Source organism: Sulfidibacter corallicola, from assembly GCF_017498545.1.
Lineage (GTDB): Bacteria > Acidobacteriota > Holophagae > Acanthopleuribacterales > Acanthopleuribacteraceae > Sulfidibacter > Sulfidibacter corallicola.
The window spans coordinates 1660710-1676532 of sequence record NZ_CP071793.1 but is presented as its reverse complement, the minus strand read 5'-3'; the positions used below and the strand labels follow the sequence as shown (position 1 = coordinate 1676532).

Annotated in this window: 14 protein-coding genes; 10 read left to right on the top strand and 4 right to left on the bottom strand. The window is 59.0% G+C overall.

Going from position 1 to position 15823, the window contains the following annotated elements; all coding sequences use genetic code 11:
- Window positions 1-272: 272 nt before the first annotated feature.
- From J3U87_RS04870 to J3U87_RS04840, 7 genes are all read left to right on the top strand, one after another.
- Complete coding sequence (locus tag J3U87_RS04870) at window positions 273-1262, top strand: beta-ketoacyl-ACP synthase III (protein ID WP_237381908.1); 990 nt, start codon at window positions 273-275, stop codon at window positions 1260-1262.
- Window positions 1263-1588: 326 nt separating this feature from the next.
- The gene (locus J3U87_RS04865) at window positions 1589-2044 is read left to right on the top strand and encodes an ATP-binding protein (protein WP_237381907.1); all 456 of its coding nucleotides are present in this window, start codon (window positions 1589-1591) and stop codon (window positions 2042-2044) included.
- The gene (locus J3U87_RS04860; protein WP_237381906.1) at window positions 2041-2379 is read left to right on the top strand and encodes an STAS domain-containing protein; all 339 of its coding nucleotides are present in this window, start codon (window positions 2041-2043) and stop codon (window positions 2377-2379) included. The genes J3U87_RS04865 and J3U87_RS04860 overlap by 4 nt, the downstream gene beginning before the upstream one ends.
- Before the next feature lie 17 nt (window positions 2380-2396).
- On the top strand, window positions 2397-4052 hold the full coding sequence (locus tag J3U87_RS04855) for a M1 family metallopeptidase (RefSeq protein ID WP_237381905.1): 1656 nt from the start codon (window positions 2397-2399) through the stop codon (window positions 4050-4052).
- A 213-nt stretch (window positions 4053-4265) separates the two neighbouring features.
- Window positions 4266-4805 (top strand): peroxiredoxin, encoded by a 540-nt coding sequence (locus J3U87_RS04850; RefSeq protein ID WP_237381904.1) that lies wholly within the window; start codon window positions 4266-4268, stop codon window positions 4803-4805.
- Window positions 4802-5344 carry a carboxymuconolactone decarboxylase family protein gene (locus tag J3U87_RS04845; RefSeq protein ID WP_237381903.1) on the top strand — a complete coding sequence of 181 codons (543 nt, stop codon included), beginning with the start codon at window positions 4802-4804 and terminating at the stop codon, window positions 5342-5344. Before J3U87_RS04850 ends, J3U87_RS04845 begins: the two co-directional genes overlap by 4 nt.
- 294 nt (window positions 5345-5638) lie before the next feature.
- The gene (locus J3U87_RS04840; protein ID WP_237381902.1) at window positions 5639-7213 is read left to right on the top strand and encodes a sigma-54-dependent Fis family transcriptional regulator; all 1575 of its coding nucleotides are present in this window, start codon (window positions 5639-5641) and stop codon (window positions 7211-7213) included.
- 75 nt (window positions 7214-7288) lie between these two features.
- Here J3U87_RS04840 and J3U87_RS04835 read toward each other — a convergent pair whose 3' ends face one another.
- The 4 genes from J3U87_RS04835 to J3U87_RS04820 all read right to left on the bottom strand — a co-directional run bounded on the left by J3U87_RS04835 (window position 7289) and on the right by J3U87_RS04820 (window position 12432).
- On the bottom strand, window positions 7289-8335 hold the full coding sequence (locus tag J3U87_RS04835; RefSeq protein ID WP_237381901.1) for an HNH endonuclease: 1047 nt from the start codon (window positions 8333-8335) through the stop codon (window positions 7289-7291).
- Window positions 8332-9567 carry an AAA family ATPase gene (locus tag J3U87_RS04830; RefSeq protein ID WP_237381900.1) on the bottom strand — a complete coding sequence of 412 codons (1236 nt, stop codon included), beginning with the start codon at window positions 9565-9567 and terminating at the stop codon, window positions 8332-8334. Before J3U87_RS04830 ends, J3U87_RS04835 begins: the two co-directional genes overlap by 4 nt.
- Window positions 9568-9959: 392 nt before the next feature.
- Window positions 9960-11870 carry a two-component system response regulator gene (locus J3U87_RS04825; protein WP_237381899.1) on the bottom strand — a complete coding sequence of 637 codons (1911 nt, stop codon included), beginning with the start codon at window positions 11868-11870 and terminating at the stop codon, window positions 9960-9962.
- Window positions 11871-12057: 187 nt separating this feature from the next.
- The gene (locus J3U87_RS04820; RefSeq protein WP_237381898.1) at window positions 12058-12432 is read right to left on the bottom strand and encodes a DUF423 domain-containing protein; all 375 of its coding nucleotides are present in this window, start codon (window positions 12430-12432) and stop codon (window positions 12058-12060) included.
- 252 nt (window positions 12433-12684) lie between these two features.
- On the opposite strand from J3U87_RS04820, the gene hemF reads away from it, so the two are divergent.
- The 3 genes from hemF to J3U87_RS04805 all read left to right on the top strand — a co-directional run bounded on the left by hemF (window position 12685) and on the right by J3U87_RS04805 (window position 15613).
- Window positions 12685-13662 carry an oxygen-dependent coproporphyrinogen oxidase gene (gene hemF, locus J3U87_RS04815; RefSeq protein ID WP_237381897.1) on the top strand — a complete coding sequence of 326 codons (978 nt, stop codon included), beginning with the start codon at window positions 12685-12687 and terminating at the stop codon, window positions 13660-13662.
- A 367-nt stretch (window positions 13663-14029) separates the two neighbouring features.
- Complete coding sequence (locus J3U87_RS04810) at window positions 14030-14770, top strand: inorganic pyrophosphatase (RefSeq protein ID WP_237381896.1); 741 nt, start codon at window positions 14030-14032, stop codon at window positions 14768-14770.
- Window positions 14771-14968: 198 nt separating this feature from the next.
- Window positions 14969-15613, top strand: a complete 645-nt coding sequence (locus tag J3U87_RS04805) for an O-methyltransferase (RefSeq protein WP_237381895.1) — start codon at window positions 14969-14971, stop codon at window positions 15611-15613.
- The last annotated feature ends 210 nt before the right edge of the window (window positions 15614-15823 follow it).

Here is a 15823-nt window from a genome sequence, read left to right as displayed (position 1 = left end):
TGCGCCACGAGACACGTCCCTCTCAGGTACCGGTCTACCTCAAAGAGTTCCGACTCGTTGCGAGGGCGTGATCCAGGGTCCTGGCGGCCCAGAAGGCCCAACGGGGCGGCGTTCCCGGCCACCAAAGAAAAACTCGACCCTTCAGCCACGCTCATGTAAGATGGGCCACTAATCGGCAAGGGCTCGAACACCCGAATGGCACCGCCAACCCCATCTGAAAACCGGGGTTCTCCCCAGCGCTTGCACATGCAGTATCAACCCAGGAGCACATCATGACGGCAAAACGGGTCGGCATTACCGCCGTGGCCAGTTACTTCCCCGAAAACATCGTGACGAACGACGATTTGGCCAAAATTATGGACACCTCCGACGAATGGATTCGGACCCGCACCGGCATCACGCAACGCCACCACGCGGCTCCCGGCGTGGGCGCCTCGGATCTGGCGCTACCCGCCGCCCAGGAAGTTCTCGAAAAACGCGGCCTCGCCCCTACCGATATCGACTGCATCATCGTGGCAACCGTCACTCCCGACATGCTATTCCCGGCCACCGCCTGTCTACTGCAACACAAACTCGGCGCCACCAATGCCTGGGGCTTCGACCTTTCCGCCGCATGTAGCAGTTTTCTCTACGCGCTCTCTACCGGCCAGGCGCTGGTCGCCGCCGGTCGCTCCAAACGATGCCTCGTCGTGGGCGTCGACGTCATGAGCCGCATCATCAATATGGAAGATCGCACCACTGCCGTGCTCTTCGGCGACGGCGCCGGCGTGGCCCTGCTCGAGGAAGTGGACTCGGGCGGCTGGATCGATTGCGAACTTCACATCGACGGCGCCGGCGGCCAGAACCTGTACATGCCGGCGGGCGGCAGCGTCAAACCCGCCACGGCCGAGACCGTCGCCAACAAAGAACACTACGTGCACCAGAACGGCCGCGAAGTCTTCAAGTCGGCCGTCCGCGAAATGGCCGCGGTCAGCGTCTCCCTCATGGAAAAACACGGATACACGAAAGAGGACCTGGCCCTGTTCATCCCACACCAGGCCAATATCCGCATCATCGAGAGCGCGGCCAACCGCCTGAACCTGCCGGAAGAAACCGTCATGCTCAATATCGACCGTCGTGCCAACACGACCTCCGCCACCCTGCCGAGCTGCATGGTCGAAGCGGTCGAACAGGGTCGACTCAAAAAAGGCGACCTGCTCCTGCTGGCCACCTTCGGTGCCGGCTACACCTGGGGCAGCGCGCTGCTGGAATGGTCCTTCTGAAACCGTTCCACCAATCGGTCCCCCTTCGAGCCCCCGTCACCGCACGGGGGCTTTTTGCGTTTATGGCGCCGTCTCGCGCGGTTTACGCCAGACCTCGCATCTTTCCGAGGGCCAAATAAAACCTGCTGAAAACACGGACCTTGCTCTCCGATCCTCGAACTTCGGCCGAAATCTCGGCAGGCACAGCTTCGCGATCGGCCAAGCTCGCCAGAATTGAAAATTGCGGGCTAGCACGCTCATTCAGGATGTTGTTATACTGTGGGACATCCATCACGATTTTCGTGGAAGCTAGCTCCGATTTCACCCCACCGTCGAGTGAATCCGTTATGCCCGATACATCGCCCCATTTGCCTCGTGAGATCACGCTGGTCGAAATCCGCTTCAACAGCAGCCTTTCCATCCTCGACATGATCCAACCCATCACCAACAAGGTCTGTGACCAGTTGGGGTTTGACGAGGACAGCCAATACTGGATTTGGCTGGCTACCCAAGAAGCGCTCAACAACGCCATCAAACACGGCAACAAGTTCGATCCAAACAAGAAGGTTTTGTTCGGTCTCCAGGTCGATCAAGGTGAGTTCCGCATCGTCGTCCAGGATGAGGGCGAAGGCTTCAACGTCCAGGAAGTCCCCGACCCAACCCGTAAGGAAAACCTGCTGAAAACCAGTGGCCGCGGCATTTTCTACATGCGCAGCTTCATGGATCGCGTCGAGTACAATACCGAAAACGGCACCAAGGTCACCCTGGTCAAGCGCCAAAAAGAAACGGATGAAGAAGCATGAAGATCTACCATCGCAGCGTCGACGACATCACCATTCTCGATCTGGAAGGCCAGATCACCATTGGCGAAGGTGATGTCCAACTGCGCGAAGCGATCCACAAGCTCGTGGAAATCGGCCAGAAACGCATTCTGCTCAATATGGCGCGCGTGACCTACATGGACAGTTCCGGGGTCGGCGAACTCATGGCCTGCCTCCAGCACATTCAGGAACACGAGGGGCAGTTCAAACTGCTCAACATCAGCAAGAAGATCAAGAACTTGCTGTTCATTGCCCAAATCCTCAGCATTTTCGAGTACTTCAATGACGAGGAATTGGCCGTAGCGTCCTTCAACTGAAGGATTCCTGCCCTGCCATGTGCCTGAAACGAGGCTACCTGTCGCCAACCCTCGCGTTGGTCCTCCTGTGCGTGTTGGTCGCGACGGGATGGGCCGCGGATGTCCCGAAGCGGGGCCATGCGCACGACACGGGTTTCCGTCACCTGGACGTACGGCGCATGGAGCTGGACGTCGAGTTGTTTCCCGACCGCAAGGCCATCGCCGCGGTGGCGACGCTGGAAGTGGTGCCCCTGGATCCCGAGGCCAGGTTTCTGGAACTGGATCTGGCGGCGGAAATGCACGTCGAAACGGTACGGGCCGAGGGCCGTGATCTGGTCTTCCACCACGAGAACGGCCATCTGCGCATTCTCGCCGCTCCAGGTCACGCACTGCCCGCACGGTTCGAGGTGCGCTACGGCGGGCAACCCCAAGTCGCCAAGCGCCCCCCCTGGGACGACGGCTTCGTATGGTCCACCGATGGCGAGCAGCAACCTTGGATTTCCCTTTCCTGCCAGGTGGCGGGCGCAAACATCTGGTTCCCCGCCCACGATTATCCGTCCGACAAAATCGATCACCTGGTCCTGAACGTCACCATCCCCAAACCGCTGTTTTGCGCCGCCAACGGCCTGCTGCGCCAAGTCACGGAGCCCGACGCCGAGCGCCGCACCTTTCAATGGGTCCACCAGGGTCCCATCGGCGCCTACAACGTCTCCATCAACGTGGCCGATTACCGGCAGGACCACGCCAGTTACCCGGGCGTACGGGACATTCCCGTCTCGGTCTACACCCTGCGCCATCCCCCGGACCATGCACGCATCGCCGACGACCGCAGTTACGACCGCCAGCGCGCCGATCTCATGGGCGAACTGCACCGCTACCTGGATTTCTACAGCCAGCACTTCGGTCCTTTCCCCTTCGATCACGCCAAAGTGGGTGTCGCCCACACCCCGTACCTGGGCATGGAGCACCAGACCATCAACGCCTACGGCAATCGCTTCCACATGGTCGAAGGCTACGATTGGCTGTTGCTCCACGAACTGGGTCACGAATGGTGGGGCAACCACGTCACGGCCCTGAACTGGAACGAGTTGTGGCTTCACGAGGGAATCTGCACCTATGCCACGGGAGTCTTTCTCGAGGAGAGCCAGGGCATGGCCGCGGCGCAGCGCTTTTTCACCGACCTGCGTGGGCGTCTCACCAATGTGAAACCCTTGATCCCCAACCATCCCACCATCGCCGCCGAGGCCTACCAGTCCGACCTCTACGGCAAGGGCGCACTGATGCTCCACGGCCTGCGCTTCCTGATCGGCAAGCCGAACCTGGACCACGTGCTCTACCGGTTCGCCACGGAACACGGAAGCGATCGCCAAAGCGGCGCCACGACCTGCGATTTCGAAATCCTGGTGCAGGAAGTCGCGGGCCGCGACCTGGGCTGGTATTTCGACGCCTATTTGCGCACCAGCGAACTGCCCCGCTTGGAGATCCAGGAAACCGGGAACCAACTGGAGTTGCGCTGGTCGCGGCCGGACTTTCCCATGCCGGTGGAGATCTCCTGGGAAACGCCGGATCGAGGCACCCAATGGGCGCAGGTGGTTCCCGGCGGTGAAGGCCTGTCCCTGACCGATCGCAAACACGCCTCGGTAGATCCACGCCAATGGGTCCTGAAAAAAACGGTGGATCACCGGCAGCGGTAGCCGATCCCCAACATTTCGCGCAACACCGAAATACCGGTGAAGAATACCGGCATTTCGGTACATCGCCCGTCAAATAATGCGCCCCGCATCGCAAACACACACCAAGACTCTTGTTCTAAACGAGTTATCAAGTTGGCATTCCAGGTGCTCTAAGGCTCTCCCGTACACAACCGCTCTGGCGGAATTTCATTGTTCGGATCCACAGGAGGACCCATGCTGACCATTGGCGATCAATGTCCCGAATTTCAATTGAAAGCGGCCGTGAGCCTCGAAGCGGGCAAAGAGTTTACCGACATCAGCCACGAGAGCTACGAAGGAAAATGGAAGGTCTTGTTTTTCTGGCCGATGGATTTCACGTTCATCTGCCCCACGGAAATCGCCGAATTCGGCCGCCGCGAAGAGGATTTCGCCGATCGCGACACCCAGATCCTGGGCATTTCCACCGACACTCACTTCGTCCACTTGGCGTGGCGCAAGGACCACGAAGACCTGCGCGATCTCCCCTACCCCATGCTGGCCGACACCAAGCGCGAGCTGTCCGAAGCGCTGGGCATCTTGCACAAGGAAGAGGGCGTGGCCCTGCGCGCGACCTTCATCGTCGACCCCGAGGGCATCATCCGCTGGGTGTCCGTCAACGATTTGAGCGTCGGTCGTAACGTGGACGAGGTCTTGCGCGTGTTGGACGGCCTGCAAACCGACGAGCTATGCCCCTGCAACTGGCAGAAGGGTGAAGCGACCCTGGGTGTCGCATGAGTACGGCCGTCGCCGAACGGATCAACGCCTTTGCCGGCACACTGCCCCAGGCCGCCAAAGACATTAAGCTGAACCTGAAAAACCTGTTCAAACCGAGTGCTTTGAGCCCGCAGCAGGCCTATGGCACCGCTCTGGCCTGTGCTTACAACGAAGGCGACCGGGAGCTGGCGGCGGCGATTCACGAGGACGGCGCGGCCACCGGAGCCCTGGCGGAGGAAACGGTCGAGGACGCCAAAGCCGCCGCGGCCTTGATGAGCATGAACAACGTCTACTACCGGTTTCGCCACATGATCGGCAAGGAGATCTACAGCCAATTGCCGGCCCGGCTGCGCATGCAACGGCTGATGAAACCGGCCACCGACAAGGCGACGTTCGAGCTGTTCAGCATCGCCGTCAGCGCCATCAACGGGTGCGAGATGTGTATCCGCAGCCACGAGGAAGTGCTGACACAACACGGTGTGAGCGAGGAAGCCATCCACGAGGCGGTGCGCATCGCGGCGATCGTTCGCGCCACAGCCGTAAGTTCTCGGCTGGCCTAACCCCTCCTGTGGCAGGTGAACACTTTTCGTGCGGTGTTCATCTACTCTGTAATCAGAACTTTGATCCTGAATGCGTCCGGGACCTTCCGGACGCGCCTCCTGCCCGCCGGCCCCGTTCGCTGGCGGGCCTTTTTCGTTGAAGGATCACGACAGGTACAAGAAGAAAGAGACCGAGCGCCAGACTGTTGTATGCTTTTCGTTTGAGCCCCTCGAAACAAACGCACGCCACGCACCGGCCGCGCCGATCGTTTTCAGTCCTCGCCCGTAGCGGCTCACCCTGGGTAAGGAGCTTTCATGTCGACCACCGAAGATTTGACCAAGGACCTCAGCCGCATCATGCAGTTGGCGGCGAGCGATCCCCATGATATCGGGCCGTTGCTGAACTACGGATTGGACTGGATGCTGCGGTTGGCACCGTTCGACCTGGTGGCGGTGTTTCTCCTGGAGTCCGATCACCTGGTGGTCAAGGCCGCGCGTGGCCCGCTGGCCGATGCACGGGTGCTGCGTCACGCCATTTCACTGGACAATTTCACCTCGATCCGCGAAGCGTTGGCGACCTGCGGCCCGCGCCTGTTCTACGAAGAAGACCACGCCCACGGCGAAGGAGACCCCTTCGACGGCGTGCTCGATTTCCCCCACGGCCACGCCTGCATGGTCATTCCGCTTTGTTTCGGCGGCAACGCCCAGGGCATCATCACCTTCGATCGGGAGCGCTGCGGCACCTACGATTCACAGACGATCCAGTTGGTGGAAATCTATGCGCAGGTCCTGGCCATGGCGATTCACCAGGCCGCCCAGAGTCAGCTATTGCACCAACTGATGCGCGAATCGAACGAACGCGAACGCATACTGCGCGAAGAACACCAGGCTGGAGATCTTCTGAGCCCGCTCCAATCGAAGAACCCGGCCGTGCGAGAGCTGGGCGAACGCGCCCGCCAGGTTGCGCCGACGCCGACACCGGTCCTGATTCACGGCGAGACGGGCACGGGCAAGGAAGGCATCGCGGCGTTCATCCACCAATGGAGCGAGCGGCGCCGGCAGCCGATGGTCAAACTCAATTGCGCCGCCATCCCGGAGAGCCTTCTGGAGAGCGAGCTCTTCGGGGTCGTCAAGGGCGCGTTCACGGGCGCCGTCAAGGACCGTCCCGGCCGCTTTCGCATGGCCAACGGCGGAACGCTCTTCCTCGACGAAATCGGCGAATTACCGCTGCCCCTGCAGGCCAAACTGCTGCGCGTGATCCAGGAAGGGACCTTCGAACCGGTGGGCAGCGATCGCACGATCAAGGTCGATGTTCGGATTCTGGCGGCCACCAACGTGAACCTGCAGGAAGCGATCGGCGAACGGCGTTTCCGCGAGGATCTCTACTACCGATTGAACGTGTTCCCGGTTCAGTTGCCGCCGCTGCGGCAGCGCCTCGAAGACTTGGGTCCTTTGTGTGATTCCCTGTTGGGTCGGTTGGGTCGCCGGCTTGGCAAACCACCGTTGTTGCTATCGGAGAACACCCTGGCTCGACTGCGCCAATACTCCTGGCCAGGAAACATCCGCGAGCTGGGTAACCTCCTGGAAAGAGCCGCGATCCTGGCTCGCGGCAGTGTCCTGACGCCGAACCTGTTCGATTTGTCCCACAGCTCGGATGTGAAGGCCGGCGTGGGCGAATCCCCGACTCCGTCAGCCGACGCGTCGGCGGAAGCACCGATGATCTCGCTAGACGAAGCGCAGAAACGCCACATCCGCATGGTGCTCAATCGCGTGAACGGAAAAGTCTACGGACCGGGCGGCGCTGCCGAGATCCTGGGCCTGAAGCCCTCCACCCTCCAGAGCCGAATGAAAAAGCTGGGCCTCGAACGCAAAGTCCACTTCGAAGCTTGATGGCGACCAAAACACCGTGGATTCTTTGGAACCCGAACGCTCGCGCAATGAGTCGGGTAGTTTTTCAATCCAGAATCAAATCTCCGAATCTGGCCGAGGGCCGATCGTCCAATGGCTGGGCGGTGCCACCAACTCGAGCCCGTGGAATTGAAACACGACTTTACCTTTGCGGTTGTAGGCGTGTAGTAATTTTTTGCCTTTGGCTTCGGGTGCGTTTGACGCGCGGGTAGACACGCTGATGTCCTCTTCGAAATGGATGCAATGATCGTCACCCGTTGTTTGGACATCGACGCATCTTTTGCCGCAAAGCTCCTGCATGATTCGGTGTTCCTCCGGTCTGGAGCGCAACTCGGGATCGACCCACTTCTGAGTTTCCGGGCAATCGGCAATGGCACGGTACAGACGCTCACCCAGATATTCCAATGGTTCCGAATGATTCGAATAGATGTGAACCATAAACGCCAAAACCGATAGTACGAGCGGCGATTCGGTAAGCATTTTTTTGATTTCCGCGGCTCTTTGATCGGTATTTCGAGTGAGCATCGGAAGCAACGTTTCAATCATTACCCACGCGCTCCCACGTTCGTGAATCAGGTCTTGATATTCATTGAGGCCGAGGTATTTGAGCGTGGCATTGTTAACGCTTCGAACCCGCTTGACTTCCGGTGTTTCATCCGTTTCTTCATCGAACCACAGGAATTCACCGATCTTGTTCAAGGGCAAATAGGCATGAGGATCCACATCCACCGGATTCAAAAGAGTAGGCTTTCCGGCCTCGTCTACCGGGAAGGCTTTGTTCTTCTCGGAGCTGTTGCAGACACTACAGGCCAAAATGTAGTTATCCCAGTTAAATGCCGCATCCGGGTCATCATCGATTGGTCGATAATGATCCACGGCGCTACCTCGGTCCGAGAGACAGTAGAAACACCGTTGGGATCGACCATTCATACCGCTCAGTGTCGAGATTACTTTTTTCTGGAACAAATTCGCTTGCCTGGCGCGATTGAACAACGCTCGTGCACTCCGCTTCCTTGCCGAGCCGACGTCTGTAATGTTGGCCTTCAAATCCAGCAAATCTTTTTCCGCCTCATCGGAGAGATCGAGTCGATGAAGACGAATCATGCGCCGGTCTCCGTGAACTTCCGTAAAAGCCGCTGCACTTCTCCGCCCCCCGTTGGCAGTTGTTCCATAATTTCTTGACGCAGCCGCTTCTCCTCGTCGCTGATTCGTCCCCGAAACAACTTGGCATCCAGTCGCGCGAGCTGGGACCTCAAGTGTTCCGATTCGCGGGAATGACTGTGATTCAATCCAAAAAGTTCGGTCAGGGTGGCTTCGTCCACCGATCCGTTCACGACCGTGTGATACACCGCGTCCGAAACGAAATGACCTCCCTCGCGATGGAGACGGAAGAGGCCATTTGGATCGGCGGATTGGCAAATGAAGGGACTGTGCGTGGTCACGATGAATTGAATGTTCGGAAAGCGCGATTTCAGCCAAAACCCAATCGCTTGTTGCCAACTCGGATGGAGGTGGGTATCGATCTCGTCGATGAGAACCACACCCGAATGAGGACAGATCCCATGGCCTCTTTGGCGATCTTCTTCGAACTGGAATCCAAAAAAAGCCGCATCCAAATGGCGAACCATATCCATGATGACGGCAATGACGGTGCGATAGCCGTCGCTGAGCTGGGTAAGGATTAATTCTTGATCGCCTTCTTTCACCACCAGACCTTTGGAACTGATCCTCAAGGGCACGACACCATCGGGAAGCAACCCGTCACCCAAAAGGCGGAGGAGGCCGTTTTCCAGCCGCTTGGACGGTTCGTCACCCTCCAGGGCACGGTGGTTCAGATCCTTGAGCCATCGAACGGTCTCGTTGAGGGTCGAGGACTCCTTCATCAGGGTATGGCAACGAAACATGGCCGGTTTCATCGTCTCTTCTTCAGCCGAGCCAAGGCGCCGCAAAGGGCCGTAACCGACGAGGAACCAGCCCTTTTCTTTCCCGAGCTCTTCGTCCAGTGACGACGGGCGGTTCTCCTCCACCACATTGCCGTTTATGCCGTATTCAGCCGTCAATGGTTGATTTGGGGAAATCCTCTCTGCCTCCGCCTTCAGATCCAATCGAATCACCATTGAACCGTGACCTTGGCGAAGCCAGTAGGAGGCTGGATAGGGATTCACATCATCACCGTAGGTCGCCAGCGCGAGAGCTTGAAGCAGGGATGTCTTCCCCGATCCGTTCGGGCCGGCCACAACCGTCATGCCGGCGTAGCCGCCACCAGGTCTTTTCAGGTCGATATCCAGTGGGGGCAGTCCACGAACGTTTTCGATGTGAATCTTCTTGATGTACACAAGACGCTCCGGCCGTTGCATTTTTCCCATATTCTAGCAAATGAAACCATCTCGAATGTGAGGAGGGTTGTTCGGACGAGCATCGAGGTCCGAATCCCAAAACCAAGCTGGGACGAGAAAAGCGCAGCCCCCATCACATCACATCGCAAAGCCCCCAAGTTAGAATGCGGAAATCGCGAGCGACCCACATAGGAAGCGCTGGAGCAATGAAAAGGGCTTTGCCGTTGGGCAAGAGATGGGCCGTGAACGGCTGCGTTGTTTCACCTCTTGAAACAGCGAAGCGTGGTCCACTTTCGAAGGTTCATCCAGCACATGGACATCCCCAAACGGGCCCACCGGGCGCGACGAACCACTCGGCGTTCGGGTTCGCCCTGAAGCCGTCACGCCATGCGTCACACGCCGCCAGGGCCGTCCTTGACGCTGTCGGCGTGGGCGCGTAAGCCCCACGAAGATTTCTCCAACCATTCGGTCAATTCGTTGACCGGCATGGGTCTCCCCATGAAATAACCCTGAGCGAAATCACAACCCAACTCGCGCAGCATCTCCCACCCTTCGCCCTTTTCCACACCTTCGGCCGTGACACTCAGCCCCAGGGTGTGGCCCAGGTCGATGGTGGACTTGACAATGGTGGCGTCGTCCTCGTCGGTGTCGAGCTCCATGACGAAGCTCTTGTCGATCTTGATCTCGTCGACCGGAAGGTTTTTCAAATACGCCAGGGAACTGTAGCCCGTGCCAAAATCGTCGATGGCCAGCTTGATGCCCATGTCGTTCAGGCGGCTCAAAATGCTGCGCGCCTGCTGGGGATCCTCCATCATGGCACTTTCGGTGATTTCCAGGATCAACATCTCGGGCGGCATGTTGTGGTGGTCCAGGATCTCGGCGATCTTTTCGGGAATGTGGGAATCGAATAGGTCGCGCACACTGAGGTTCACCGAAATCGACATGGTGATCCCCAAGTTGTGCCATTCCTCCCACTGTCGCGGCGCTTCCTTGAGCACCCACATCGACAAGGGCTTGATCAGGCCGCTGCGTTCGGCCAAGGGCACGAACTCATCGGGAAAAATGCGGCCGATCTTGGGATGATGCCAACGCACCAGCGCCTCGCAACCAATGATGTACCCGGTTTCGAAGGAGATCTTGGGTTGGTAGTACAGACACAGATCGTTGTTGTTGATGGCGCGCCGCAACTCGCCCAACAACATCAGGCGACGCGGACTGTAGTGGTCGAATTTGGGATCGTAAAAGGTGTAACCGGGATCGGACTTCTTGGCGACGGACATCATCATATCGGCGCGGCGCATGAGGGTGTCGGCGTCTTCGCCGTGATCGGGAAACAGGACGATGCCGATACTGGCGCGCACTTCCAACTGCAGGTCCTCGAGGTTGAAGTTGGGTTCCAACACGTCGTGAATGCGGGTAGCCAGAAAGGCGGCATCCTCCTTGGACGAGACGGAATGCATCAGGACCGCGAACTCGTCACCGCCGAAACGCGCCACCAGGCCCGAATCCCCGATGACCTTGCGCAGGCGCTGGGCGATCTGCTTGAGGATCAAATCGCCGTTGTGGTAGCCGAGGGTGTCGTTGATTTCCTTGAACCGGTCCAGATCAACGAAAAACAGCGCCAACTTGGAATCGTGTTCCTTGGCCACTTCCAGTGTCTTCACCAGCTTTTCGTAGAACTGGGTGCGGTTGGCCAGATTGGTCAAGCTGTCGTGATGGGCCAGGTAGTGCAGACGTTCTTCACTGCGCTTGCGTTCCTTGATCTCGCTCTCCAACTGGCGCACATAGCGTTGTGCCTGCTGGGAGAGGTTCCACTTGCGGGTCTGGGAAAGGGCCATTTGCTTGACGGCCGTGGTGTCGAACGGCTTGCGCAGGAACAAGAGCCGGTCGGTGGTACCCAACTGGGCCAAGATCTTTTCCCAGGAGTAATCGGAATAGGCGGTACAAATGACCATTTCGATGTCGGGATAACGCTCCCAAATGCGGGCGATGGTCTCGATGCCGTCCCAACCGGGCGGCATGCGCACATCCATGAAAACCATGGCGTAACCGCGCCCCTCTTCGTGGGCCTTGATCACCATCTGCAGCGCTTCTTCGCCCTGAAAGGCGGAATCGACCTCGTAATTCTGGTATTCCAGTAGAGAATTCTCTTCTTCTTCCTCGGCGATATCTTGGAACAGACCCTTCTCGATTTGAGCCAACTTGCGCTTTTCTTCGGCGCGTGGGTTGCTCAATACCTTTTTGAAATCCCGGTGGATCGATATGTTGTCATCAACGACCAATATCCGGTTATTGGGTTTCATGAAGTACGGGTATTCCTTTCTAGCAAACTCGGCTGAGAATTGCGAAATAGGCATTGCGACTTGGCACAACAGCCACAATCGAGAATATTTGTCTTGAATCGCTTCCACATTTTAGCTCATTTGCGCTAGGGGTGCGGAACTAAAATGGGAATTTCATCCAAAAAAAACAGGGGGCTGCAGGTTTTTCTCAGTCCTCGGCGACACCGCCTTTGAGAAAAATCCAGGCCCATCCCGCGATGAACGAGAGGCCCCCGATGGGCGCCACGGCACCCAACCATTTGGTATCGGTGATCGCCAAAACATAGAGGCTTCCCGAAAAGAAAACCAGGCCCAACAGAAAAAAGTGAGCCGCACACAAAGCGCGATCGCGGTAGGCCAAGGGCAGGAGCATGGCGACGGCGTGAATCAGGTGGTAGCGCGCGGCGGTTTCGAAGGTGGCCAGGTTGCCGTTTTCCAGCAAGATCGGCTTGAGACCGTGCGCACCGAAGGCACCCAGTGCCACCGCCAGCAAACCGCAGGCGGCACCGATGCGAATCCAGGTATTCTTGGAGGGTAGAACCATGGGAGCAGCACTCCTGAAGGGAAATCGCACGACACCCGACCATCGCCGACCGATCGGTCTCGCGAGTGTCGTAACTACCTGGTTTTACCACGATCGTTCCCGTCCCTCGCGGCTTTTTTGCAAGCAGCCCGGTTCGGTGGCTGCACCATTCGCGAGACCCGTCACGGGGACCCCGTTCCAGGTGCCGGTGACCTGGACAGGGGTCGGGCCGATGCGCTAGAGTTTTGGCCGAAACCACCCACGGGGGAGCCCATGACCCATTCATCCAGCCAATCGCCCAAGCACGCCGAGCGCATCGAAACCGAACCGATCCATCGCTGGCTCACCGATCTCCAGGATCGCATCTGCGCCGGCCTGGAAGAAGCGGAAGGCGGCGCCCGATTCGCCGAGGATCGCTGGACCCGCGACGAAGGCGGTGGCGGCATCACCCGGGTCCTGAGCGGCACCCTGTTCGAGAAAGCGGGAGTCAATTTTTCACGAGTACACGGCGCCAGCCTGCCGGGCTCGGCCACGGCCCACCGTCCGGAATTGGCCGGTCGCGCCTTCGAGGCCATGGGTGTGAGTCTCGTCATTCACCCCACCAACCCCTTCATTCCCACGACCCATATGAACGTGCGCTTCTTTACGGCCACCAAACCCGGCGCACCGGCGATCTGGTGGTTCGGCGGTGGCTTCGATCTCACCCCCTACTATCCCTTCGAAGAAGACGCCGTGCATTGGCACCGAACCGCCCAGGCCGCCTGCACCCCTTTCGACGGGGCCTTCTACCCACGGTTCAAGGAATGGTGCGATCGCTACTTTTTCCTCAAACACCGCAACGAGACGCGCGGCGTCGGCGGCCTGTTTTTCGACGATTTGAACCAGGGCGGTTTCGACCATTGTTTCGGTTTCACCCGCTCGGTGGGCGACCACTTCCTGCCCGCCTATCTGCCCCTCGTGGCACGCCGCCGCGATACGGCCTACGAGGAGCGCCATCGCCAGTTCCAACTCTACCGGCGCGGCCGCTACGTGGAGTTCAACCTGCTCTTCGACCGCGGCACCCTGTTCGGCATCCAGTCCGGCGGACGCACCGAATCGATCTTGATGTCCCTACCGCCGCTGGTGCGTTGGGAATACGACTACCATCCCGAGCCGGGCACGCCCGAAGCGCGCCTCTACCGCGACTTCCTGAAACCGGTCGACTGGTTGGCCCGATCCGCCACTCAAGACCCCGACGCGCGGACCGATTAGTCCCATCAGCCGCCCCTCGATGCCGCACGCGAGAGCGGCACGCCTCACGATTACCTCCACTCCACAACCCCAGAATCCCGGACGTCACCGGCGCCCCTTCCCCTTCTCTCCGGTGATCCGCGACGCAATTCTCCATTCTTCGAAAACCGACGTGGCGCCCAACCGCCTTCAGTGCTATAACTGCGCGGGAAAAAAGGTGCCCACCCGACAAGGGTCTCACGGCGTCACGCGGACGACGCAGCTTCTTTCGATCGATGACCGGCCATGCCAGCCTGGGTCCGGCTCGCCTCCGCGCTCCTGCTTTTGACAATGGTTCACATCCTCGCAATCGTCTCAACCGCTCTTTGCGAAAATTGAAGGAATGATCATGACACAACCGACCGATCCCATTTGGGACATGATGGGCCAACTCTTCCAGCAACACCCCTGGCACGGGGTCACGATCGGGCCCGACGCGCCCGAGCTGGTCACCTGCTATGTGGAGATGGTATCCAACGACACCATCAAGTACGAATTGGACAAGGTCACCGGGCACCTCAAGGTGGACCGACCGCAAAAGTACTCCAACATCTGCCCCACCCTCTACGGCCTGATCCCGCAGACCTACTGCGCCGAAAAGGTGGCCGAACGCTGCAACGAGCGGCTCGAACGCGACGATATCGTGGGCGACAACGACCCTCTCGACGTCTGTATCCTGACGGAGAAGAACATCAATCACGGGAACTTCTTCCTTCAGGCGATCCCCATCGGCGGACTGCGCATGTTGGACGGCAACGAAGCGGACGACAAGATCGTGGCCGTGATGAAGGACGATCGCCTGTACGGCCACATCCGAGACATCGAGGAACTGCCCAAGCCGCTGATCGACCGCCTGCGCCACTACTTCCTGACCTACAAGGAGGCGCCCGACTACCTGTCCTCGGATCGCGCCACCCGCCGCGCCGTGGAGATCCCCGAGATCTATCACCGCGAGGAGGCCTACGAGGTGTTGCGTCGCAGCCAGGAAGACTACATGGAGTATTTCAGCCACATCAAAGGCATGTTGACGAAAATGCTGCGCGGCCCCTGGTTCGAAATCCCGAGCCATCCCAAGGCCAAAGACAATTGAGATCGCGCGCCCTTGCCGACATCCCGTGACACCGGCGCGGGCGCGTTTCGTCGCGATGCAGCGGCCGCGCCCGCGGCCCCTGGGCCCCGCTCATACCATCCGGTGTGATTCGGCGGTTCGGAGGGACCGCGAACCCGGTATGCCCGAAGCACGAAAGTCCCCCATATCAAGTCCTATTTTCCATTCCGAGGAGGATCCATGATTACATTGGTAGATGAACGTCTCGAAACCTACGCGGTCGCACATTCCCGCGAAGTCCCCGCGCTGATGGACGAACTCAGGGACCACACCTATGCCCATGTGGACCTGCCGCAAATGCAGGTGGGTTCGCTCGAAGGGAACTTCCTCAAGGTCCTGGCCCGCATCTGCGGCGCCAAGCGCATCGTCGAGGTGGGCACCTTCACCGGCTACAGCGGCCTGATGCTGGCCTCGGCACTCCCCGAGGACGGCAAGCTGTACACCTGCGAAATCAGTCCCGAGAATGCCGCGACGGCACGCACCTATTTCGACAAGAGTCCCCACGGTTCCAAAATCGAGATCAAACTGGGTCCGGCCGCCGAATCCCTGGCCCAACTGGAAGGCCCCTTCGACATGGCCTTCATAGACGCCGACAAAGTCGGCTACATCACCTACTTCGACCTGATCCTCCCCAAGATGCGGCCCGGCGGCTTGATCGTCGCCGACAATGTGCTGTGGAGCGGACGCGTCCTCCAAGACGCGGCGGAGCAGGACGAATCCACGAAGGCGATCTGCGCCTTCAACGAACACGTTCGCGCCCAGGTCGACCTCGACAAGGTGATGCTGACCATCCGCGACGGCATGACCCTGATCGTGGCGAACTAGGTCAAACAAGCATCAGGACATTTGAACTGGAAAGGGCGGTGACAAACCGCCCTAAAACCGAGTGGGGCCCAATAACTTCGAGAAGATTTTCCATTTTCGGCGTTGTTTCGTTCCCGGGATTTGCGCGATGGTCAAGCCTCGTCGTGCAGGAGTCCCGTCCAACCAAGATCCTGCCGGAAACCCCCTATCGACGGGAACTCTGCAAAGCCA